The 21,627-nt window shown below is 62.5% G+C and carries 21 protein-coding genes; 17 read left to right on the top strand and 4 right to left on the bottom strand.

Annotated elements, in window-relative coordinates:
• Positions 1-9 precede the first annotated feature (9 nt).
• Entirely contained in the window at positions 10-1,299 is a 1,290-nt protein-coding gene (locus MHX63_RS05430) for a trans-acting enoyl reductase family protein (RefSeq protein ID WP_239387573.1), read from the bottom strand.
• A gap of 30 nt (positions 1,300-1,329) precedes the next feature.
• On the opposite strand from MHX63_RS05430, the gene MHX63_RS05425 reads away from it, so the two are divergent.
• The 4 genes from MHX63_RS05425 to MHX63_RS10495 all read left to right on the top strand — a co-directional run bounded on the left by MHX63_RS05425 (position 1,330) and on the right by MHX63_RS10495 (position 3,849).
• On the top strand, positions 1,330-1,845 hold the full coding sequence (locus tag MHX63_RS05425; RefSeq protein WP_239387572.1) for a tRNA (cytidine(34)-2'-O)-methyltransferase: 516 nt from the start codon (positions 1,330-1,332) through the stop codon (positions 1,843-1,845).
• A gap of 90 nt (positions 1,846-1,935) precedes the next feature.
• Positions 1,936-2,565, top strand: a complete 630-nt coding sequence (locus MHX63_RS05420) for a hypothetical protein (RefSeq protein ID WP_239387571.1) — start codon at positions 1,936-1,938, stop codon at positions 2,563-2,565.
• A gap of 74 nt (positions 2,566-2,639) precedes the next feature.
• Positions 2,640-3,497 (top strand): bifunctional methylenetetrahydrofolate dehydrogenase/methenyltetrahydrofolate cyclohydrolase, encoded by an 858-nt coding sequence (locus MHX63_RS05415; RefSeq protein WP_239387569.1) that lies wholly within the window; start codon positions 2,640-2,642, stop codon positions 3,495-3,497.
• Positions 3,490-3,849: a DUF3017 domain-containing protein gene (locus tag MHX63_RS10495; protein ID WP_239387568.1), complete on the top strand. Its 360-nt coding sequence runs from the start codon at positions 3,490-3,492 to the stop codon at positions 3,847-3,849. The genes MHX63_RS05415 and MHX63_RS10495 overlap by 8 nt, the downstream gene beginning before the upstream one ends.
• Here the strand turns inward: MHX63_RS10495 and MHX63_RS05405 are convergent.
• From MHX63_RS05405 to MHX63_RS05395, 3 genes are all read right to left on the bottom strand, one after another.
• A complete protein-coding gene (locus MHX63_RS05405) occupies positions 3,846-5,042 on the bottom strand; it encodes a homoserine O-acetyltransferase (protein WP_239387567.1) in 1,197 nt (398 codons plus the stop codon). The genes MHX63_RS10495 and MHX63_RS05405 overlap by 4 nt on opposite strands.
• A 34-nt stretch (positions 5,043-5,076) precedes the next feature.
• The gene (locus MHX63_RS05400) at positions 5,077-6,408 is read right to left on the bottom strand and encodes an O-acetylhomoserine/O-acetylserine sulfhydrylase (protein ID WP_239387566.1); all 1,332 of its coding nucleotides are present in this window, start codon (positions 6,406-6,408) and stop codon (positions 5,077-5,079) included.
• A 637-nt stretch (positions 6,409-7,045) separates the two neighbouring features.
• The gene (locus tag MHX63_RS05395; RefSeq protein ID WP_239387565.1) at positions 7,046-9,274 is read right to left on the bottom strand and encodes an NADP-dependent isocitrate dehydrogenase; all 2,229 of its coding nucleotides are present in this window, start codon (positions 9,272-9,274) and stop codon (positions 7,046-7,048) included.
• A gap of 218 nt (positions 9,275-9,492) precedes the next feature.
• Here MHX63_RS05395 and MHX63_RS05390 point away from each other — a divergent pair, with 218 nt between their 5' ends.
• From MHX63_RS05390 to MHX63_RS05330, 13 genes are all read left to right on the top strand, one after another.
• Positions 9,493-10,737, top strand: coding sequence for an MFS transporter (locus tag MHX63_RS05390; RefSeq protein ID WP_239387564.1), 1,245 nt, complete (start codon positions 9,493-9,495; stop codon positions 10,735-10,737).
• Positions 10,738-10,796: 59 nt separating this feature from the next.
• Positions 10,797-11,795 (top strand): exodeoxyribonuclease III, encoded by a 999-nt coding sequence (locus MHX63_RS05385; RefSeq protein ID WP_239387563.1) that lies wholly within the window; start codon positions 10,797-10,799, stop codon positions 11,793-11,795.
• The gene (locus tag MHX63_RS05380) at positions 11,789-12,646 is read left to right on the top strand and encodes a trimeric intracellular cation channel family protein (protein ID WP_239387562.1); all 858 of its coding nucleotides are present in this window, start codon (positions 11,789-11,791) and stop codon (positions 12,644-12,646) included. The genes MHX63_RS05385 and MHX63_RS05380 overlap by 7 nt, the downstream gene beginning before the upstream one ends.
• A gap of 11 nt (positions 12,647-12,657) precedes the next feature.
• Positions 12,658-13,689: a tryptophan--tRNA ligase gene (gene trpS, locus MHX63_RS05375; protein ID WP_239387560.1), complete on the top strand. Its 1,032-nt coding sequence runs from the start codon at positions 12,658-12,660 to the stop codon at positions 13,687-13,689.
• A 100-nt stretch (positions 13,690-13,789) separates the two neighbouring features.
• Complete coding sequence (locus MHX63_RS05370; RefSeq protein ID WP_239387558.1) at positions 13,790-14,872, top strand: YhjD/YihY/BrkB family envelope integrity protein; 1,083 nt, start codon at positions 13,790-13,792, stop codon at positions 14,870-14,872.
• A 47-nt stretch (positions 14,873-14,919) separates the two neighbouring features.
• Positions 14,920-16,239 carry an adenosine deaminase gene (locus MHX63_RS05365; RefSeq protein WP_239387557.1) on the top strand — a complete coding sequence of 440 codons (1,320 nt, stop codon included), beginning with the start codon at positions 14,920-14,922 and terminating at the stop codon, positions 16,237-16,239.
• A gap of 63 nt (positions 16,240-16,302) precedes the next feature.
• Positions 16,303-17,328, top strand: coding sequence for a sugar ABC transporter substrate-binding protein (locus MHX63_RS05360; RefSeq protein WP_370644079.1), 1,026 nt, complete (start codon positions 16,303-16,305; stop codon positions 17,326-17,328).
• Positions 17,325-18,320, top strand: a complete 996-nt coding sequence (locus tag MHX63_RS05355; RefSeq protein ID WP_239387556.1) for an ABC transporter permease — start codon at positions 17,325-17,327, stop codon at positions 18,318-18,320. Before MHX63_RS05360 ends, MHX63_RS05355 begins: the two co-directional genes overlap by 4 nt.
• Positions 18,321-19,106: an ATP-binding cassette domain-containing protein gene (locus MHX63_RS05350; RefSeq protein WP_239387555.1), complete on the top strand. Its 786-nt coding sequence runs from the start codon at positions 18,321-18,323 to the stop codon at positions 19,104-19,106.
• Positions 19,107-19,155: 49 nt separating this feature from the next.
• Positions 19,156-19,389 carry a hypothetical protein gene (locus MHX63_RS05345; RefSeq protein ID WP_239387554.1) on the top strand — a complete coding sequence of 78 codons (234 nt, stop codon included), beginning with the start codon at positions 19,156-19,158 and terminating at the stop codon, positions 19,387-19,389.
• A 168-nt stretch (positions 19,390-19,557) separates the two neighbouring features.
• A complete protein-coding gene (locus MHX63_RS05340; protein WP_239387553.1) occupies positions 19,558-20,127 on the top strand; it encodes a hypothetical protein in 570 nt (189 codons plus the stop codon).
• Between the two features lie 26 nt (positions 20,128-20,153).
• A complete protein-coding gene (locus MHX63_RS05335) occupies positions 20,154-20,411 on the top strand; it encodes a hypothetical protein (RefSeq protein ID WP_239387552.1) in 258 nt (85 codons plus the stop codon).
• Positions 20,412-20,504: 93 nt separating this feature from the next.
• On the top strand, positions 20,505-21,422 hold the full coding sequence (locus tag MHX63_RS05330; protein ID WP_239387551.1) for a hypothetical protein: 918 nt from the start codon (positions 20,505-20,507) through the stop codon (positions 21,420-21,422).
• Positions 21,423-21,627: the final 205 nt, after the last annotated feature.

The raw sequence follows: 21,627 nt of genomic DNA, 5'->3' as shown, positions 1-21,627 counted from the left end.
CATGGTTCGCTAGTCGCTGAACTTCATGCCCGCGTCGCTGAGGCGGCGCACGTAGGGCATCCCCAGGCCGGTGGCCGGAGTAAGCACTCCGCCGCCGGTTTTGCCTTGGTAGGTAGAGCCTGTCGGCAGTTCGGCGTCACAAAGAACAAGAGTGAGCGCAGCCTCGCTAAGCATCAGGGACGTGCCCTTGTACCCCGGGTCGGCGTCCAGGCTGATGGTGTTTGTGTACGTGCTGCCGCCGGCGCCGACGCCGTAGTGCTTAGCGTGGAAGAAACCGGCATCGCGTTCGGCCTCAGACGGCCCCTCGCCGGGCTCAGGTACCCAGCGAGAGAGGAACGTGCGCAGCTTGTCCTGGTTCAGCGCCGTCACTGCCGTGCCGAGCACTGCGCCCATGGTGAAGGCACGCATGCGCCCCTTCAGCCCCTTGCCGGTGTACTGGTATTCGCTATAGCGCAGCTTGTCGCCGTACTCGTAGCCGAGCAGTGCGTTCGAGCGGCGCACCACGCGCGTGTTGGAGCTCGCCATGATGAACGGGCCGGCCCAGACGTCCTCGCCACTGTCGCTAGCGCTTGTGCTAGTGCCACTTATATCGTTTTCGCGCACCACACCGAAGTCCGGCTGCTTGCCCAGGTCCGGCTCGTTGGCGCGGTCAGGGGAGAGGGTGTACGGGTCGGCTAGCATCCGCTTCTTCTCGGTGCTGCCCTTGGCGGCAGCGAATTGCTCGCGCATCGAGTCGATCGTGCCGCCGGAGAGCCCACCCTTCATCTTCACGATCATGGTGGCGGACTTGAGGGTGTCTCTATTTTCGGACGCCCTCTGCCCCAGCAGCAGCATTCCCAGGTCACTCGGAACAGAATCGAAGCCGCAGGCGTGGACGATGCGCGCCCCGCTGGCGGTAGCGCGGTCGTGGTAGGAATCAGCGGATTCGCGCATGAAGAGCGCCTCTCCAGCGAGGTCGACATAGTGCGTTCCGTGGGTGGCGCATTCGCGGACCAAGGGGAAGCCGTGGCGGTAGTAGGGGCCGACAGTGGAGATGACCACGCGAGTATCGCGGACCAGCTTCTCCAGGGAACGATTATCGCTGGAATCGGCGATGACCAGCGGGAAATCCTTGGCCCGTGGGTGCTTTGCAGCCAGCTGCTCGCGCCGGGCCTCCAGCTTTGTCTGGTTCCGGCCGGCCAGAGCGATGCGCACGTCGGCGGGGGCGTTGGCGGCCAGGTAGTCGGCGGTCAGCGCGCCGACGAAACCGGTGGCACCCATCAGGGTGATGTCGAAGCTGCGGGAGGGGGAGTTGCTCATGGCTACATTTGTACCGGTTAGATTGGGTGAATGACGTCTGAAAACCAGTTTGCGGGTGTGAATCCTCCACTGCACGTAGTGTTCGACCGCCCGGAGATCCCCCCGAACACGGGCAACGCGATCCGCATGTGCGCGGGCACGGGGGCTTCGCTGCACCTGGCGGGGCCGCTGGCCTTCAAGTTCGACGACAAGCATGTGCGCCGAGCGGGGCTGGATTATCACGAGCTGGCGGATGTGCACACCCACGAGGGGATCGATGAGGCGTTGGCCCATGTGACTGATCCGGCTCGCGGCTCGGGGCGGGTATTCGCCTTCACCGCACAGACGGGCACGTGGTTTACGGAAGTTGAGTATCGTGCCGGGGACGTGCTGCTCTTTGGTCCGGAGCCGACTGGCCTGGCCGACGATGTGTTGGCCGACCCGCGGGTGACGGCGAAGGTGCGCATCCCGATGCTTCCGGGGCGGCGGTCCATGAACCTATCGAACGCGGCGGCGGTGGCGGCCTATGAGGCGTGGCGCCAGTTGGGCTTCGCCGGCGGGGTGTAGCGGGGAACATTCCTCTAACCGAACCCCTCCCATAATCATGTTCGCCTTTATCCCCAGCCAAAGCGCCCGCCGTCTGACAGGATCGGTGGCATGACGTACCCTCACTTCGGCTCGCCTGCCCCCATGCCCGCCTACGGGTATGCCCCGCCGCCGCAAACCGGCCAAGACTCTCGCTTCATGCCCCTGCTCATCGGCTGGCTCGCTGCTTTCCTCATGCCGATTGTGTATTGCATCCTGCGCTTCGTGTTTTATGGCAAGGACTGGGTGGGGATACTTCTAATCGCCGGCGCGGTCGGCCCGCTCTTCTTCGGCATTCAGTGCCTCCTCAATTTCGTGGCGCTCGCGATCCCGAAGTGGTGCAATGATTCCCTCGCCATTTTTTGGAGCGGCATGCTCGTCTGGTGGGGTGGCGGGGCGGCTTTCGCGGTGGTGCCAGGGTGGGACTTCCGCGAGGAAATCCGAGAGTACGGAGAGAAAGCTTGGCCCACCGGGGGACCTAATGGCCGGGACGTAATGACCACGGAAGATGGGCAGCGTTACATCGAAATCCTCGATACCTGGCTGGATACCGAAACGACTCTGCAGCATACTCTCACAATCCCCACCTTGGTCGCGCTAGCTGGAATCGCCATCGTCGTCATTGGCGTGGTCGTGGCCGCCACGAACCCTGCTCGTCAGACTGTCGCCTATGCGCCGCACTGGCCGGGTAGGCCCTACTAGTTTCGTGCACTAGTTGCTCTCTTAGCCATGACGCCACCTCGATCCCAGCGAGCCCGCGTGGAATAATGGGGCGCATGGCAGCTACTAAATTGGATGGAAAACTCTACCGCGACGAGATCTTCGCCGACCTGGAACAGCGCGTCGCCGCGCTGAAGGAAAAGGGTGTGACTCCCGGCCTGGCGACGGTGCTGGTGGGCAACGACCCGGCCAGCCACTCCTATGTGCGCATGAAGCACAAGGACTGCGAGCAGATCGGCGTGAACTCCATCCGCAAGGATCTCCCGGCGGACGTTTCCCAGGAAGAGCTCAACGCAGTCATCGACGAGTTAAACGCTGACGATGCCTGCACCGGCTACATTGTGCAGCTGCCACTGCCCAAGCACCTGGATGAAAACGCTGTGCTGGAGCGCATCGATCCGGACAAGGATGCCGATGGCCTGCACCCGGTGAACCTGGGCAAGCTGGTGCTCAACGAGCCCGCTCCGCTGCCCTGCACCCCTAACGGTGCGATCCACCTGCTCCGCCGCTTCGGTGTGGAGTTGAACGGCGCGAAAGTTGTAGTCATCGGCCGCGGAGTGACGGTCGGCCGCCCGATCGGCTTGATGCTCACCCGCCGCAGCGAGAACTCCACTGTCACCCTGTGCCACACCGGCACGAAAGACCTGGCGGCGGAGACGAAGGCCGCGGACGTGATCGTCGCGGCCGCTGGCGTGCCGCACATGATCACCGCGGACATGGTCAAGCCGGGTGCGGCGATCCTGGACGTGGGAGTCTCCCGCGGCGAGGACGGCAAGCTGAAGGGCGACGTACACCCGGACGTGTGGGACGTTGCCGGCGCCGTCTCCCCGAACCCCGGGGGAGTAGGCCCGCTGACCCGAGCCTTCCTGGTGCGCAACGTCGTCGAGCGCGCGGAGAAGCTGCTGCGTGCCTAATCGCTCCCGCCCCGCCCGCATTGGCGACGCCCGCCAGCGGCTCCTCGATAACCCCCACGACCGAAACAACCCGCCCTCCCGGTTCTCTCGGTCCGTCCAGTACGTGCTGCTGGGGCTGTTCGGGCTGATGCTGCTGGCTGTGCTGGCGCTGTTGTTGGTGGACAGGTGGCGTCGAGCTAGCGTCATGCTGGGCAGCGCGATGGTCTACCTGGCTGTACTTCGCTTACTCCTGGACTCCCGCGTGCTGGGCGTGCTGGCGGTGCGTTCGCGCAAGTTCGATACCGCCTTCACCGCCGCCATCGGCATAATCATTCTGTGGATCGCCGTGAGCGTCGACCCGCTGACCAGCTAACTCCGCGCAGCGCCCTCGTTACCCTCGGCGCCCTCGGTGCCTTCGGCGATGATCTTCGCCTTCGCCAGGAACTTCGCCAACGCCTGGCCCATCTGGCGCGACTCGATCAGGAACCCATCGTGGCCTGTCGGCGAGGTGATCTTCGACATGCCGATGAAGTCCCCCAGGTTGCGCGACAGGTGCTCCTGTTGGTGCAGCGGGTACAGAATGTCGGTATCCACACCCACCACCATCGTCGGTACCTCACACGAGCCCAAGGCGGCGTTCATGCCACCCCGGCCACGGCCGACGTCATGCCTGTTTAGTGCGTCGGTCAGCACTACATAGCTGCCCGCATCGAAGCGCGCTACCAGCTTCTCGGCCTGGCGATCCAGGTAACTCTCCACCGCGAAACGCTGGTGAGGGTCGCGGTACGGCCCGTAGGGGTTTTCGCCGTTCTGCGGATCCACGCCGAAACGCTCATCGACTTCCAGCTCGCCTCGATACGTCAGGTGCGCGATGCGGCGCGCCTGCCCCAGCCCATGCGAAGGAACCACGCCCGTGTCGTAGTAATCGCCGCCCTGCCAGGCCGGGTCCGCCTCAATGAAGCGGATCTGGCTGGACTGCAGGCCAATCTGCCACGCAGACGCACGCGCGCTCACCGCGATCGGTAACGCCGCGTTGACCATCTCCGGGTACATGAGCGACCACTCCAGCACCCGTGCCCCGCCCATCGAGGCACCCACAAGGGCATGGACCTTTGTGACGCCCACACGCTCCAACAACAGCCGTTCCGCCGTAACCATGTCACGGATCGACAGGCCAGGGAATCGCGAGCCCCACGCCTGGCCGTCGGGGTGAGGCGAACTCGGGCCGGTGGACCCCTGGCAGCTGCCCAGCACATTGGCACAGAGCACCAGGTAGCGGGTGGTGTCGATGGGCTTGTTCGGCCCCACCATGTCCGCCCACCAGTCGGCGGCATTGCCGTCGCCAGTGAGGGCATGCTCGATCAGAACAATCGGTCGGTCCTCCGGGGACAGGCCCGCCTCGGGGCCGGCCGAGAACTCGGCATAGTCCGCGGCGCCCTCCGGAGAGTCGTAGAACGCAAAGTAGCGGAGTTCGGCGTCAAAAATAGTTACACCCGCCTCCGTGACCACGTCGCCGATAGAGACCGTGCGCGACGCGCCAGAAGCGGGGAGGAACTCGGGGTTCATGGGAATCAGCCTAAAGCCTAGATCCTAGACAGCCTTAGATGGCCGCGAAGCCGAGCTTCAGGTCGTCGATGATGTCGGTGATGTCCTCAATGCCCACGGACAGGCGAACCGTAGCGTGGGACACACCCGCGCGGGCCAGGCCATGCGCATCGGACTGCGAGTGGGTGGTGGTGGCTGGGTGCACCACCAGGGAACGCACATCGCCAACGTTTGCCAGGTCAGAGTGCAGCTGCAGGGCATCGATGAAGGCCCAGGCCTTTTCCTTCGCCTCCTCCGAGGTCGGGTCGTCGACCTTCAGGTCGAAGCTCAAGACAGAGCCGGTGTACTCCAGGCCCAGTTCCTCCTTGACCTTGAACCACGGGGAGGTCGGCAGGCCCGCGTAGTTCACGGTGGCCACCTGCGGCTGCTCGGCCAGGAACTCCGCCACGGCCTTCGCGTTCTCGTTGTGCTTGGCGATGCGCAAGGTCAGCGTATCCAAGCCCTGGGCCACAACCCATGCGTTGAACGCGGAGAGGGTGGCGCCCGTATCGCGGATAATGCCGGCGCGGAGCTTCATGCCGAAGGCAGCCGGGGCCAGGTCCACGTACTTCAGGCCGTGGTAGGCCGGGTCCGGGTTGACGAAGCCGGGGAAGACCGGCTGGCCGTCGCGCTTGACTGACCAGTCGAAGGAGCCGCCGTCGACGATGATGCCGCCGAGTCCCGAGCCGTTGCCCGTGTAGAACTTCGTCAGGGATGCGACTACGACGTCCGCGCCCAGCTCCAGCGGGCGGACCAGGGCGGCGGTGGCCAGGGTGTTGTCTACGATCAGCGGGACCTGGTTAGCGTGGGCGATCTCTGCGACGGCCGGGATGTTCAGGACGTCTGCCTGCGGGTTTGCGAAGGTCTCGGCGAAGAAGGCCTTGGTGTTCGGGCGGACGGCGGCCTGCCAGGATTCCGGGTCGTCGGGGTTTTCCACGAAAGTGGTTTCGATGCCCAGCTTCGGCAAGGTGTGCTGCAGCAGAGTTTCGGTGCCGCCGTACAGGCGCGGAGAGGCGACAATGTGGTCGCCGGCGCCGGCCAGGTTGAGGATTGCGGCGGTCTCGGCAGCCATGCCGGAGGCGAAAGCGACTGCGTGTACGCCGCCTTCCAGGGAGTTCAGGCGGTTCTCCAGCGCCTCTACAGTGGGGTTGGTCAGGCGGGAGTAGATGGGGCCCAGGTCTTCCAGGTGGAAGCGCTGCTTGGCGTGCTCTGCGTCGTTGAAGACGTAGCTGGTGGTGAAGTGGATCGGCAGGTTGCGTGCGCCGGTGTCGCCGACGGGCTGGCCCGCGTGGATCTGGCGGGTGGCGAAGCCCCACTGTTCTGCGTTCTCGTTGGTGTACTTCGGCATTGGTGTGGTCCTTTGGGGTTTTGTTGGTTGGTTTGCGCTTTGGTTTGCTGTTTAGCTTTGCTGTGTTACGACGATAGACCCACGCGCATTAAAAGTAAACCGCTCTGTCTACTTTTTTCTTATTGACGCCACAAAGTCCCAGTTGGTAAGGTGTTTGCTATTTTGGAAATCGCTGTACCGCTTGGTCTAGAAACTCTGGGATATTGTCTGTCTTGGTAATACTTCGCCACTAAGTAGTCGCCGCGCCAACTCACCGGTTCACCACAACACCTCCGTGGCTCTCTGCTTCGCGACCTCGTCGCCTCCGCGGCTCCGCTGCCGGTGGTGCCCCCTGCCGCCCATGTTCTGCAAGATTTCCGATACTTAAGGCCTCTCTGGCGGGCGAAATGTCGCTAGAACGGGAATGTGTTATTTGTAACTGTTTGCAAATATGCAAAACCACTGGTCAGAAGGTTGGCGCTGGAGCTCTGGATTTTTAAGGAGTGACGTATTCCCGTTCTAACGACATCTGGGTCTCCTGAGGCTTGGCTGAGTGAGGGTAAGGGGAAGGGCGGCGGAGAAGGGCGGACGCAGGCACAAGAAAACCCCAGCGCCAGCAGCACAGTGCCAGCGCCGGGGTTATCGCCAGCCCAGCCGGCTACTTGTTGGTGTTCAGGCCGTCGATGATCTCGTTGAACGTCGAAGACGGGCGCATCACAGCATTCGTCTTCTCATCGTTCGGCCAGTAGTAGCCGCCCAGATCCACCTCGCGGCCCTGGATGTCCAGCAGCTCCTGGGAGATCTTTTCCTCGTTGGCCTTGAGGGCGTCAGCAACAGGCTTAAAGATCTCCGCCAGCTCAGCATCGCGAGTCTGGTCAGCCAGCTCGCGGGCCCAGAACTTCGCCAGGTAGAAGTGGGAACCGCGGTTGTCGATCTCTCCGACCTTGCGGGACGGGGACTTAGACTCGTTCAGCACGGACTCGGTGGCAGCATCCAGAGCGTCACCCAGGATCGGGGTGCGCGGGTTGTCGTCCGTCTCCTGCAGCTTGCGCAGAGACTCCGCCAGCGCCAGGAACTCACCCAGGGAATCCCAACGCAGGTGGTTCTCCTCAGTCAGCTGAGCCACGTGCTTTGGTGCGGAACCACCCGCACCGGTCTCGAACAGGCCACCGCCGGCGATCAGCGGCACCACGGAAAGCATCTTCGCGGAAGTGCCCAGCTCCATGATCGGGAAAAGGTCCGTCAGGTAGTCACGCAGCACGTTACCGGTGACGGAAATCGTGTCCTCGCCAGCGCGGATGCGGTCGAGGGAGAGCTGCATTGCCTCTTCCGGCGGCAGAATGCGGATGTCCAGCCCCTCGGTGTCGTGGTCCTTCAGGTAGGTTTCCACCTGCTTCTGCACGTTCCGGTCGTGCGCGCGCTCCGGATCCAGCCAGAACACAGCCGGGGCGCCGGTGGCGCTGGCGCGCTTCACGGCCAGCTTCACCCAGTCCTGCAGCGGGATGTCCTTGGCCTGGCAAGCGCGCCAGATGTCACCCTCGGCAACCTCGTGTTCCATCAGCACGTCGCCGGCGCTGTTCAGCACCTGCACGCGGCCCTCGGCCTCGATGCGGAAGGTCTTGTCGTGGGAACCGTACTCCTCGGCCTTCCGCGCCATCAGACCAACGTTCGGCACGGTGCCCATCGTGGTCGGGTCAAAGGCTCCATTCTTGCGGCAGTCGTCGATAACGACCTGGTAGATGCTCGCATAGGAGGAATCCGGAAGAACCGCCAGCGCATCCTGGGTCTCATCGTTCTTGTTCCACATCTGGCCGGAGGTGCGGATCATCGCCGGCATGGAAGCATCCACAATCACGTCGGACGGCACGTGCAGGTTAGTGATGCCCTTGTCGGAGTTCACCATCGCCAGGTCCGGGCCGTCGGCCAGAGCCTTGTCGAAGGCCTCGCGGATCTCGGCTGCGTTGTCTACCTTGTCCGCATCCAGTGCATCCAGGATGGCACCCAAGCCGTTCTCACCGTTCAGGCCTGCCGGCAGCAGCTGGTCGCCGTACTGCTCGAACACGTCGTGGAAGTATGCGCGCACCGCGTGGCCGAACATGATTGGGTCGGAGACCTTCATCATCGTGGCCTTCAGGTGCACGGAGAACAGCACACCCTCTGCCTTAGCGCGAGCCACCTGAGCTCGGAAGAAGGTGCTGAGAGCCTCGGCCCGCATCACCGTGGCGTCAACAATCTCCTTGTCCAGCACCGGCAGCTCTTCCTTCAACACCTGTGTCTCGCCGTTCGGCTTGACCAGCTGGATGCGCAGCGTATCACCGCCATCGATGATTACCGACTGCTCGTTGTGGCGGAAGTCGTCGGCCTCCATCGTGGCGACATTCGTCTTGGAATCCGGCGACCACTTGCCCATGGAGTGCGGGTGCTTGCGGGCGAAGTTCTTCACGGCCTTCGGCGCGCGGCGGTCGGAGTTGCCCTCGCGCAGCACCGGGTTAACGGCGGAGCCCTTCACGGAGTCATAGCGAGCCTGCGCGTCGCGCTCCTCGTCGGTCTTCGGCTCGGACGGGTAATCCGGCAGGTCGTAGCCCGCCTTCTGTAGCTCCGCGATGGCTGCCTGCAGCTGTGGGATAGACGCAGAGATGTTCGGCAGCTTGATGATGTTCGCATCCGGGGTCTTGGCCAGCTCGCCGAGCTCAGCCAGAGCGTCGTCAACCTTCTGCTCCTCGGGCAGCACGTCGGAGAACGCGGCCAGGATGCGGGCGGCCAGCGAAATATCGCGGGTCTCCACATCCACTCCAGAGGTCGAAGCAAAAGCCTCCACAATCGGCTTCAAAGAATACGTCGCCAAGAGTGGGGCTTCGTCGGTGCGGGTGTAGATGATCTTTGCCATGTGGCGTTCGTCTCCCAGCCTCTAGTTAGTCAGTTGGTCTTTTAGTGGTTTACGATCCAAGAATACGGCAAACATCAAACCTGTGAATGGTACGGGGTTATTGCCCACCGCGCGGCCTGTTCTGTTTTAAAGCCTAAAAATTTTTTTGACGCCTGCCCGCCGCGCTCTTGCGACCTACCCGCCGCACTTCCCGCCCTATCAACTTTTGAAAGCGAGCGATGCCCGTGAGCGAAACGAAACTTACAAAGTTGCCCTCCCGCCGTCCGGTTCCGCGCCAGACGGAGATCTCCAACCGTCACCGTTATATCGCCATGGTGGCGATGGCCCTCGGTGGTTTTGGCATCGGCACCACGGAGTTTGTGGCGATGGGTTTGCTGAACCTCATCGCGGAGGACTTCTCTATCTCGGAGGACCAGGCCGGCCACGTGATTTCCGCTTATGCGCTGGGCGTGGTCGTCGGCGCTCCGCTGATTACCACCCTCACGGGGTCTATCCCGCGCCGCCGCTTGGCGCTGCTGCTGATGGGCGCCTTCGTGATCGGCAACGGCCTGAGTGTATTCGCACACTCCTATGGGATCCTGATGCTCTCCCGTTTCATTGCGGGCTTCCCGCACGGCGCGTACTTCTCCGTCACCGCGCTGATCGCCGCCTCCATGGCTCCGAACGGCAAGCGCGGTAAGGCCGTGGCATTGACGGGCATGGGCCTTTCCATCGCCACGGTCATCGGCGTGCCGATTGCGCAGTGGTTGGGTTCCACTTTCGGCTGGAACGCGGCCTTCGCGATGGTCGCGGCCATCGGCGTGATCACCTTCGTCGCTTTGTGGTTCACCGTGCCGCACATGACGCTGATGCCCCGCACCAAGCCGCTGACGGAGCTCGGCGCATTGGTGAATTCGCAGGTGCTTATGACCCTCGCCATTGGCACCGTCGGTTTCGGCGGCATGTTCGCGGTCTACACCTATATCTCTTGGACGCTGACGGAAAACGCGGGCTTCAACGCCAACCTCATCTGGATTCCGCTGATGGTCTACGGCATTGGCATGGTCATCGGCACCTATATCGGTGGTGTGCTGGCCGACCGGAACCTGGAGTACGCGATCCTCGGCACCTTGCTGTCACTGATCGTCGTCCTCTCCGCCTTTTACTTCCTGTCCCACAACGCGGTGGCAGGCATCATCAACTTCGGCGTGATCGGCTTGTTGGGTTCCACCCTGGTGCCGAACCTGCAGACCCGTTTGATGGATGTTGCGGGCGACGCACAGACCCTCGCCGCGGCGCTGAACCACTCAGCGTTGAACATGGCGAATGCGGCGGGAGCGGCGGTCGGCGGTGCCGTCATCGCCGCTGGTTATGGCTATTCCACCCCGGCGCTCGCCGGTGCGGCGATGGCCGCCTGTGGCGCTCTGCTGTGGATTCCTGCCTATTATTTACGACGCCGTCAGCTCGCGGCCGCCCGGGCGTAGATTCTAAAGCTTTAAGGAATAGTAAGGGTTAGTCGTCTGGGTTAGTAGGGTAGGGACTCATGAAGTCACTGACTATTGCGACGGTCAACGTCAATGGAATTCGAGCGGCAGCGAAGGTGCGCCACGAGAACAACCGGGGGATCTTGCCGTGGCTGGAGGCCACGCCGGCGGACGTGGTGCTGATGCAGGAGGTGCGCGCGGACGAAAAGCAGACGCGCGCTGCCCTGGAGCCCGTCCTGGGGGAGTGGCACCTGGCTCAGGCGCCCGCCGCCGCCAAGGGGCGCGCCGGGGTGGCCATACTGTCGCGTTTGCCGCTGCGGGACGTGCAAATCGGCTTTGGAGTAGAGGAGTTCGCCGATTCCGGTCGCTATATCGAAGCCACGGTGGATGCCGGAGACCTGCCGGTGCGCGTGGCCTCCCTGTACCTGCCCAGCGGCTCGGCGGGGACGGAGAAGCAGGACGAGAAGTACCGCTTCCTGGATTCCTTCGGTGAGTACCTGCAAAACCGGGCAGCACGGGCCGAGCAAGCCGGGCACCCCGAGCTGGTGGTCGGCGGAGACTGGAACATCTGCCACCGCCGTGAAGACCTGAAGAATTGGAAGACTAACCGCAAGAAGTCCGGCTTCCTGCCCGACGAGCGAGCCTTTATGGATTCCCTGTTGGGCACCTTCCCGGATAAAGCCACCCAGGTGGCGGACGCCGAGGATTCCGGCCGCAACGGAAACCCCGCGGGCGTGGCCGGCGACTTCTTCGGAGCCGTGGACTACGCGCCGGGGGACCTCGCCATCGCCCGCCTGGCTGCTGGCGCGGCGGAGGAACCGCACTACTTCGACGTGATGCGCCGGGTGCTGCCCGACCAGGCCGGGCCTTACTCCTGGTGGACCTATCGCGGCCAGGCCTTCGATACTGACGCGGGCTGGCGCATCGACCTGCAGGTGGCCACCCGCGGCATGCTGAAACGCGCGCTGACCGCCAACAACGTGTGGGTGGATAAGGCCGCAGCCTACGACCAGCGCTGGTCCGACCACTCCCCGGTTCTGGTGGAGTATGCATGCTGACCGTCCTCTACGTCCTGGGGCTTACCGCCGAATCAATGACGGCGGCGCTAGCCGCGGGACGTCAGCGGATGGACATGTTCGGCGTCATGCTCATCGCTTCGGTAACCGCCTTCGGCGGCGGCACGGTGCGTGACCTGCTGTTCGGCCACTACCCGCTGCGTTGGGTGGACGAGCCGATCTTCCTAGCCATTGTGCTGGGCGCCGCGCTGGTGACAGTGCTGGCCAGCTTCTTGATGGACTACTTTCGCACCGTCTTTCTGGTGCTTGACGCGGTCGGCCTTTCCACCTTCGCCCTACTGGGTGCGCAGGTGGCGCTCGAGCTGGGGTACAACCCCCTGATCGTCATCGTCTCCTCCGTAGTGACGGGCGTGTTTGGCGGCGTGCTGCGCGACGTTTTATGCGACCGGGTGCCGCTGGTGTTTAGCGAGGAGCTATACGCCTCCATCGCCATCCTCGTGGCGGTGATGTATATGGGCATGCTGCACTTCAACCTAGACGAGACTATCGGCAGCCAGCTGGTCATTGTCATTTGCCTGATCTTCGCCTTCGGCCTGCGCCTGCTGGCGATCTTCTACCGCATTTCCCTGCCGGTTTTCGAATACCAGGAGCGCGAGTACGTCCGCGACCCCGCCGGGCGGCTGACCATGTGGGCGCTCAACAAGGCCGGAGTGCAGCGCCGCGAGATGCGCCGGCGTAGCGTGGGCGCGCCGAAGGCGCCGAAGGACAAAACCGGGCAGAAGAAGCGCAAGAGGAAAAATCGGTTCGAACTGGTCGATCGGGGAGAGTACGAATACGGGGACGACCAGGCGTCACAAAACCCGCACGAAGAACCCCGAAACAGCGACGAGTAAGGTTACATAATATGAACCAACCTGCGAAGAAACAGCGCGTCGTCTCCGGCTTGCAGCCGACCAGCGATTCCTACCACCTGGGCAACTACTTGGGAGCAGTCAAGCAGTTTATCCAGTTGCAGGAAGACTACGAGACCTTCTACTTCATCCCCGACCAGCACGCCATCACCGTGCCCGGCTACAGCCCCAAGGACCTGCGCAAGCGCACCCTCGCGGGTGTGGCACAGCTGCTGGCGCTGGGCATCGACCCGGAGCGCTCCACCCTGTATGTGCAGTCCCACGTGCCGGAGCATGCGCAGCTGGCATGGGTGCTGATGTGCATCACCGGCGACGGTGAGGCGCGCCGCATGACGCAGTTTAAGGACAAGTCCGCCAAGCAGGGCGGCGACAACACCACCTCCGGCCTGTACGCCTACCCGATGCTCATGGCCGCAGACATTCTGCTGTACCGCCCGCACCTGGTGCCGGTCGGCGAAGACCAACGCCAGCACCTGGAGCTCACCCGCAACCTGGCGGAGCGATTCAACTCCCGCTACAAGAAGACCTTCGTGGTTCCCGAGGGCTTCATCCCCGAGGGCGCGGCCAAGATCTACGACCTGCAGAACCCGACGGCCAAGATGTCTAAGTCCACGGACAACCCCAAGGGTCTGATTAATCTGCTGGACGACCCGAAGATCTCCGCCAAGCGCATCCGCTCGGCAGTAACCGATAACGATGGTGAGATCCGCTACGACAAGGAAAACAAGCCGGGCGTATCGAACCTGCTGGTCATCCAATCCGCGTTGGGGGATAAGAGCATCGACGAACTGGTGGAGGGCTACCAGAAGGCCGGCTCTGGCTACGGCGACCTGAAGAAGGACACGGCCGAGGTGTTGGAGGCGTTTTGCACCCCGCTGCGCCAGCGCTACGACGAGTACATGGCCGACCCCGCCGAACTGAACCGCATCCTCGCAAATGGTGCGGGTCGCGCCCGCGAAATCGCGGCGAAGACCATCGAGCAGGTCTACGAGCGCGTGGGCTTCCTGGCGGAAATGAAGCAGTAGTAAGACAGCAACGCGAAACAGTAAAGCACGGCAGCCCCCGCCGTGCTTTACTAATGTGAGAATCTTCAAGACGAGACGACCGGAAGGAAGGGCCGTCCCTTTGGCGACCACCGATCCTGACAAAAACAAGCTGGATAACTACGGCGTGGAGCGATCCCGCAAGGACGATCCAGGCCCGCTGGATAAGTACCGCGACAAATGGCCGTGGCTGGATCACGTGCTGCGGATGCAGGATCGGTACACCGAACAGGGCGGCAACCAGTACGCCGCTGGCATCACCTACTTCTCAGTGATGACGATCTTCCCGCTGATGATGCTGACCTTGGCCGTGACGGCCATGATTCTGGCGGGCAACGAGAAGCTGCTGAACGACGTCATGGACAAGGTCGCCAACCTGGGCGAAGGCAACATGGGCGAGGTGCTGCAGACCATCATCGAACAGTCCATCGAACAGAGGAAGTCCGTGTTCTCCATCGGTCTTCTGCTGGCCCTGTGGACCGGGCTGGGCTGGATCGCCCACCTGCGCCTGGGCGTTTCCGAGATGTGGAAGGTCGACGGCAAGCCTGCCGGCTTCGTATCTGGCAAGATCAAAGACCTGATCGGCCTGATCGGCCTGTTGGTCTCCCTGATCGCCGCCTTTGCTATTACCACCATCGGTAACTCCGGACTGACCACCCAGCTGCTGGATGCAGTCGGGCTGGCCGACGTGCCGGGCATTCGCTACATCACCTTCGCGGTGGCTCTGCTGGTGGCGCTGATCGCCAACTTCTGCGTGTTCTTCTGGATGATCCTCTACCTGCCGCGCACTAAGGTGCCCCGCAAGTCCGCAGTGAAGGCCGCTATCATCGGCGCGATCCTGTTCGAGGTTTTCAAGCAGTTCGCTACCGTGTTCTTCTCCAATGCACTGTCCAACCCCGCCGGCGCCGCCTTCGGTCCGGTGATCGGTGTGATGGTGCTGATGTACTTCATCTGGCGCATCCTGCTGTACTGCTCCGCGTGGGCTGCAACTACGCCGGAAGCCCTGGCTAACCTGCGCCCGGACGCACCCCCGGCTGCTGTCATTCGCGTACGCCAGGAGGTGCGTGCGGGAAGCACCGACGCCAACCGTGCCGGCCTGCTTGGTGTCGGCGCAGCCGCGGGCGTGGTCGTCGGCGGGTTGGTCACCAAGATCTTTAAACGCTAGCGGCTGGCTGCAAGCGTGGGGCGCGGATGCAGCTAGGATCTTAAGACATGATTGACTCTGACATCATCGCGTCCCTTCCCAAAGTAGAGCTTCACGATCACCTCGACGGCGGCGTACGCCCCGCCACCCTGGTCGAGCTCGCCGAGAAGATCGGCTATGAGCTGCCCACCACAGACCCCGCAGAGTTGGAAAAGTGGTTCTACGAGGCGGCTAACTCCGGCGATCTGCCGACCTACCTCACCACTTTCGACCACACCACTGCCGTTATGCAGACCGCCGAGGGGCTGGTGCGCATCACCCGTGAGGCAGTCGAGGACTTGGCCGCCGATAACGTTTGCTACGCCGAGCTGCGCTACGCCCCTGAGCAACACCAGGCCGATGGCCTTTCCCTGCAACAGGTCGTCGAAGCCACCGTTCAGGGTGTGAAGGAGGGTGAGCGTTTGGTCGCCGAGCGCGGCGGTCGCATCCACGTGCGCCTGATCCTGTGCGCCATGCGCCACGCGGACCGCTCCGAGGAGATCGCCCAACTTACGGTGGACAACTACGGCGAGCACACCCCGGGCGAGGGCTACGTGGTGGGCTTCGACATTGCTGGTGCTGAGGATGGCTTCCCGCCGTCCAAGCACGCCGCCGCGTTCGACCTGCTGCGCAGGAACCTCATTCCTTTTACCATTCACGCTGGTGAGGCTGCCGGTGTGGATTCTCTTCGTGACGCCCTTGCGCAGGGCGCCCGACGTATCGGTCACGGCGTGCGTGTGTACGAGGACTTTAATGCCACCATGAGCGGCATTGAGCTGGGTCCTGTCGCCCGCTTCATGCGCGACCAGCGCATTGCCCTGGAGATCTGCCCGACCTCTAATACGCAGACGGGTATCTGCGACGACGTGGCGGAACACCCGTTTGGGCTGCTGTACGAGATGGGCTTCTTCTGCACCGTGAACACGGATAACCGCCTGGTTTCCGGCACCACGATGTCCCGCGAGTTCGAGCTGCTGGCCGAGCACTGCGACCTGGAGCTGTGGCAGCTGCTGGAGCTTACGAGCAACGCACTGCAGGTGGCGTACTGCGACGAGGGGCTGCGCGAGGACCTCGAGCGCAACGTGATCTATCCGGCCTACGCCGAGGTCGGCAATACCTTGCCGGACGAGGCCCTGGATGCAGGCGACGCGGAGGGCACCGAGTTTTCCAACGGCATGCAGCGCCTGCACGGCCACGGCCAGCCGCACGGCGCGGGCGTTGCAGCGAGCGCGGGCCAGCAGGATATTGAGCTTTCTATGGAGAACCTCAAGGCCGAGCTGGAGGAGCTGGGGCTTAGCCTGGATGATGACGAAAGCGACGGCGAAGCGGGCAACCAAACCTCCAGCTAGACGCATCTGAATGCTTTAAGTTAGCCCGCTTAGGGTTGGGTTTTGACCCTGTGAACTGGCAAAATGCTCTGCATGGCGAATTCTTGGGGAATTAAGTTCAACCTCCGCCGCGCGGTGGCAATGCTGGTGGTTATGTGCACTGGCGCGGCACTTGCCGCGTGCTCGGAGACCGGTGGTCGGCCGCGTGGCGGTGCGTCCGGCGACGGCGGCGGGGGAGTGGATACTCCGCGCTACACCGTGGCGATGGTGAGCCACGGCGCGCCGGGCGATACCTTCTGGGATCTCGTCCGCGCGGGCGCGGAGGATGCCGCCAAGAAGAACAACCTGGAGCTCCGCTACAGCTCCTCCCCACAGGCACCTGACCAGGCGAACCTGGTGCAGAATGCCATCGATTCCAACGTCGACGGCCTGGCCCTGACCATGCCCACCCCGGAGGCTCTGGGCCCGGCGGCGAAGCGCGCGGCGAAGGCGGACATTCCCGTGGTCGGCCTGAACTCCGGCATGGAGCACTACAAGAAGTACGAGGTCAGCGCCTTCTTCGGCCAGGACGAGTCCGTCGCCGGCGAGCGTGCCGGCGAGCGCCTGTCGAAGGACGGCGCCAAGAAGGTGCTGTGTGTGATCCACGAGCAGGGCAACCCCAGCCAGGAGTCCCGCTGCGCGGGCATCAAGAAGGGCCTCGGTGGGGGGTCTGTGGAGAACCTCTACGTTAACGGCATGGATCTGACCAGCGTGCAGTCCACAGTGCAAGCGAAGCTGGCACAGCAGAGGGATATTGATTGGGTCATGGGACTGGTCGCGCCCGTCGCGCTGACCGCCGTGCAGGCCAAGGAGCAGGCCGGCTCCAAGGCGAAGATCTCCACCTTCGACACCAACGCGGAGCTCGTCGCCGCTATCAAGAAGGGCACCATCGAGTGGGCCGTGGACCAGCAGCCTTACCTGCAGGGGTACATGGCCATCGACGCGCTCTGGTTGGCCAAGCGCAACGGCTCCACCGTGGGTGGCGGCCAGCCGGTTCTCACCGGCCCGTCGTTCGTGGATAAGTCCAACGTGGACACCATCGCGGACGCGGCCAAGGAAGGACTGCGATGAAAGCGATGAGTATGCTCAAGCGCCCCGAGTTCACCTCGGTGCTCGGCGCGGTCCTGATCTTCACGCTGTTCATGATCGTCGCGCCGTCGTTCCGCTCCCTCGATGCGTTCTCCACTGTGCTGTATGCCAGCTCCACGATGGGCATCATCTCACTGGCCGTCGGCCTGCTGATGATCGGCGACGAGTTCGACCTGTCCTCCGGCGTGGCCGTCACCACCGCCGCCCTGGCCGCCACGATGCTGAACTACAACTTCTGGCTGAACTCCTGGGTGGGCGTATTCCTCTCCCTGCTGATCGCCCTGGCCATCGGCGCCTTCAACGGAATGATGGTGATGCGCACGGGCATCCCGTCGTTCCTCATCACCCTGGCCGCGTTCCTGATGCTGCAGGGAATCAACCTGGCCGTAACGAAGCTAGTCACCGGCCAGGTCGCCACCCCGTCGATCGCCGACATGGAGGGCTTCGAATCCGCCAAGGCCGTTTTCGCTTCCTCGATCAACATTCTCGGCGTGGAGGTTAAAACCATCGTGTTCTGGTGGCTCCTCTTCGTGGCCCTGGCCAGCGTGCTGCTGTTTAAGACGCGCTTCGGCAACTGGATTTTCGCCGTCGGCGGCGATGCCGAAGCAGCCCGCGCCACCGGCGTGCCCGTCCGCCGCGTGAAGGTGACCCTGTTCATGTTCGTCGGCTTCGCCGCTTGGTTCGTGGGCATTCACAACCTGTTCGCCTTCGATTCGATCCAGGCTGGCCAGGGTGTGGGCAATGAGTTCCTCTACATCATCGCCGCAGTCATTGGCGGCTGTGCCCTCACTGGTGGGCGCGGCACCGCCATCGGTACGGCCATCGGCGCGTTGATCTTCGGCATGACGAACCAGGGCATCGTCTACGCAGGTTGGAACCCTGATTGGTTCAAGTTCTTCCTTGGGGCCATGCTGCTGTTTGCGGTCCTCACCAACAACTCTGTCTCCAAGTTCACTTCGGGAGGTCGCAGCTAAATGTCTTCTTCTAATGACGCCACCCCGATTATCAGCCTCCGCAATGTGGACAAGGACTATGGCGATGTCCACGTGCTGAAGGATATAGACCTGGATATTTATCCCGGCAAGGTGACCTGCATTCTGGGTGACAACGGCGCGGGCAAGTCCACCCTCATCAAGATCCTCGCTGGCCGCCACAAGCACACCAGTGGCGAGGTATTGGTCGACGGTGAGGAGGTCAGTTTCAACGGCCCGAAGGATGCCCTGGATAAGGGCATCGCCACCGTTTACCAGGATCTAGCAGTGGTCGGGCAGATGTCCGTGTGGCGCAACTTCTTCTTGGGCCAAGAGCTCACCGGGCGCTTCGGCTTGCTGCGTGCCGATGAGATGCGCCGCATCGCGGCCGAGGAGTTGGAGAAGATGGGAGTGCACCTGGACGATGTTGAGGTGCCCATCGCCAACCTTTCCGGTGGCCAGAGGCAGGTCGTGGCCATTGCGCGGGCTGTGTACTTCGGTGCGCGAGTGATCATTCTGGACGAGCCAACCGCAGCGTTGGGCGTCAAACAATCCGGCATGGTGCTGCGCTTCATCAAGTCCGCCGCCGAAGGTGGGGTAGGTGTGGTGCTGATTACCCACAATCCCCACCATGCCTATCTGGTGGGCAGTCACTTTGTGCTGCTGAACATGGGCGAGCAGACCCTGGACGCGGACTACTCTGAGGTCGCTCTGGAGCAGTTGACGCTGGAGATGGCCGGCGGGGGCGAATTGGATTCTCTCAACCACGAGCTGCGGGATTCAAGTTAATCTAAATGCCTGTATAACGACGTTTTAAGGATGGGAGCTGACCTAAGCTGTGGCGCACTACAACCTGTACGAGTCACCTGGGATTGGCCGGAGCACAAGTACTCAGGACATCGCGGAGGACATCGATAAGCGCCTGAGCACGGGCAACACTTCCAACCCGGGCGGGAAGGACGAGCTGCAGGTAGCGCGTCAGGTGATTGCGGATCCGACGAAGCGCGGCATGTACGATGCCCGCCTGGATGATCCCAGCGCCCCCCGAGATCGACATTGCCGCGCTGCGTGACTTAAGCGAGTTTCAGGTGCCGGCGCAGGGGCAACCGCAACAACCACAGCAGCCTAAGCAGCCGTCCAAACTGAAGCGCGAGTTCGCCCGCTCCTCGAAGCTGGCGCTGACCGTGACAGCTGTTGTCCCCTCCTCGAAGTCTTGGTGTTGTTTGGGGCCTACAAGGGTGTGAACTGGTTCTTCGGAGACGAGCGAGAAGTGAAGAACCTTTCCCAGGAGTTTCTGGATCTGCGCAAGGAGGGCGAGACCAAGGCGTGGTTCGACAATCACGCTGCTTTGGCTTTCGAAGGTAACTGGGATTACTTTAACCTGAACAACGGCGGATACGAGGGCATGAATAAGCACTTTGACGCCCTCGCTCTCGAGGCCGGAGAAGTCACCAAGAGCAACGATCTCGCTCGCTTTGTCCTGACCGAGTACCAGGTTGACGATTATGAGGACTACTACCTCGTCTCCGTGGATGACAACAATGGCAAGGTGAAGGGACTGTTGTTCTTTGGCTTAAATGATGGCGACCCAAAGCTGCTGCTCGCCGGCGTGCTGACAGCCACAGCAACTATGGGCAAGGACGGTGGTGACGGTGAGGAATCGCCGGTAGCGGCGGAGACGGTGGCGTCCGAAAATACTAGCGAGAGCCCCGCCACGACCACCAAACGTAAAAAACCAAGACCAGTGAAGCGGAGCCGACCCCGGAGGAGCCGAATAGTCGTAATACCGGCCGTCCGGAGTACAGGTTGAGTAGCTACGGATGGGAAAGAAGCCCTGTGCACTGCAATGCCGACGACCAGTGGCTGTACGCAGCCTATGGCGACGGCGACTACTACTACCGAAGCTTTGTCGGCGGGCACTCGATCGAGAAGGACGTGGACATGTCCTACGCAGACCCGAGCCGCGGCAGCTACAGCGTGCCGGTCGGGGGCGGAACGCGCATTGAGATCAACCAAAAAGACCTAAAAGTCTACGAACACGGCGAGGTGGCCAGCAACGTGGAGTTCGACCAATTCTTTGTGGTTGATCGATAACGCCGTTTCGGTCGCCGATTCGGTAGTGGGCTGCAATAATGAGGCGAATCCTAAATAGGAATTATTCGCAGAGAAGATTGAGAGCATTCGCCCATGAGCAATTCGAATCCTTATGGCCAGCCGGGACCGAACCCCGGTGGTCAGAATCCGTACTCGCAGCAGCCGAACCAGCCGCAGCCGCAGAACAAGTTCGGCCACCCGGGACAGCCGAATCAGTTTGGTCAGCCGGGTCAGCCTGGTCCGGCAGGGAAGCAGGGGCTACAATCCTTCGCGTGGAACCAGTTGGCCGCAGGCGTAGCAGGCATCGCAGCGCTGCTGGTGCTGTTCTTCAGCTTCTTCAAGTGGGTTGGCTTAACGACTAAAATTGGTGAAGATAAGTACACCGCTGGAGTGAACGGCTGGGGCATGCTCTCGGTGAGTGACAACGCCGACAAGAAGGATTTCGCCGAGGATTTCGGTAACACCGGCCTGGGCGTGCTCTTCATGCTTTTGACCTTGGGTCTGCTGATCGCCGCGGCCGTCATGCTGTGGCTGAAGATCCAGCCGCGCGTGGCGGTCTACCTCGGCATCGCCGGTGGTGCGGTGCATCTGATCTGGGCCATCTGGACAATCGTTGATTTCAACGGCCCCTACAAGGAAGCAAAGGACAAGCTGGACGCCGTTCAGTCCACCAACAGTGATTACGGGTTCGCATCTGACATCACCTTGGACGGTGGTCCGAAGTTCGCGGTTTTCCTGGCCATCATCGTTGCCTTGGCAATCATTGTGCTCGGCGTGCTGGCGATCGTGAAGTTCGGCCCGCAACTGAACGTTCCGGGTAATGGAAACAACGCCCCGGGGCAGTTCGGTCAGCCGAACCAGCCGGGCCAGCCTCAGCAGTTCGGCCAGCCGAACCAGCAGCCGCAATTTGGTCAGCCACAGAACCAGCCAAACCAGTTCGGGCAGCCAGGACCGCAGAATCAGCCTGGCCAGCCGGGCAACCAGAACCCGTTTAACCAGCCGGGGCAGTAAGAACCTTTCTACATCGCAAGAGAGCTCGTCATGGTAAGCCCAGACGAGCTCTTTTGTTAGTAGCTGCCCTTGAATGACCGGAAGCGATTGATCCATGAACAACCCCAATCCTTACGGCGCGATGGGTGGAAACCCTCAGTTTGGATACAGCTACCGTCCGCAACCAAACCCGTCGTAGGGGGCCCGCCCCGGCACATGGATGCTG

The organism is Corynebacterium sp. ACRQK, assembly GCF_022345965.1.
Taxonomy (GTDB): domain Bacteria; phylum Actinomycetota; class Actinomycetes; order Mycobacteriales; family Mycobacteriaceae; genus Corynebacterium.
The sequence above is the reverse complement of the archived record's forward strand: the minus strand, read 5'-3'. Positions and strand labels throughout refer to the sequence as shown.

What these genes read in the sequence shown, in the direction of transcription:
- MHX63_RS05430 (WP_239387573.1), bottom strand. Translation starts at nt 1,299, where the DNA reads ATGAGCAACTCCCCCTCCCGCAGCTTCGACATCACCCTGATGGGTGCC.
- MHX63_RS05425 (WP_239387572.1), top strand. Translation starts at nt 1,330, where the DNA reads ATGACGTCTGAAAACCAGTTTGCGGGTGTGAATCCTCCACTGCACGTA.
- MHX63_RS05355 (WP_239387556.1), top strand. Translation starts at nt 17,325, where the DNA reads ATGAAAGCGATGAGTATGCTCAAGCGCCCCGAGTTCACCTCGGTGCTC.
- MHX63_RS05330 (WP_239387551.1), top strand. Translation starts at nt 20,505, where the DNA reads ATGAGCAATTCGAATCCTTATGGCCAGCCGGGACCGAACCCCGGTGGT.
- MHX63_RS05390 (WP_239387564.1), top strand. Translation starts at nt 9,493, where the DNA reads ATGCCCGTGAGCGAAACGAAACTTACAAAGTTGCCCTCCCGCCGTCCG.
- MHX63_RS05380 (WP_239387562.1), top strand. Translation starts at nt 11,789, where the DNA reads ATGCTGACCGTCCTCTACGTCCTGGGGCTTACCGCCGAATCAATGACG.
- MHX63_RS05405 (WP_239387567.1), bottom strand. Translation starts at nt 5,042, where the DNA reads ATGAACCCCGAGTTCCTCCCCGCTTCTGGCGCGTCGCGCACGGTCTCT.
- MHX63_RS05360 (WP_370644079.1), top strand. Translation starts at nt 16,303, where the DNA reads ATGCTCTGCATGGCGAATTCTTGGGGAATTAAGTTCAACCTCCGCCGC.
- MHX63_RS05350 (WP_239387555.1), top strand. Translation starts at nt 18,321, where the DNA reads ATGTCTTCTTCTAATGACGCCACCCCGATTATCAGCCTCCGCAATGTG.
- MHX63_RS05385 (WP_239387563.1), top strand. Translation starts at nt 10,797, where the DNA reads ATGAAGTCACTGACTATTGCGACGGTCAACGTCAATGGAATTCGAGCG.
- MHX63_RS05395 (WP_239387565.1), bottom strand. Translation starts at nt 9,274, where the DNA reads ATGGCAAAGATCATCTACACCCGCACCGACGAAGCCCCACTCTTGGCG.
- trpS (WP_239387560.1), top strand. Translation starts at nt 12,658, where the DNA reads ATGAACCAACCTGCGAAGAAACAGCGCGTCGTCTCCGGCTTGCAGCCG.
- MHX63_RS05415 (WP_239387569.1), top strand. Translation starts at nt 2,640, where the DNA reads ATGGCAGCTACTAAATTGGATGGAAAACTCTACCGCGACGAGATCTTC.
- MHX63_RS05420 (WP_239387571.1), top strand. Translation starts at nt 1,936, where the DNA reads ATGACGTACCCTCACTTCGGCTCGCCTGCCCCCATGCCCGCCTACGGG.
- MHX63_RS05400 (WP_239387566.1), bottom strand. Translation starts at nt 6,408, where the DNA reads ATGCCGAAGTACACCAACGAGAACGCAGAACAGTGGGGCTTCGCCACC.
- MHX63_RS05365 (WP_239387557.1), top strand. Translation starts at nt 14,920, where the DNA reads ATGATTGACTCTGACATCATCGCGTCCCTTCCCAAAGTAGAGCTTCAC.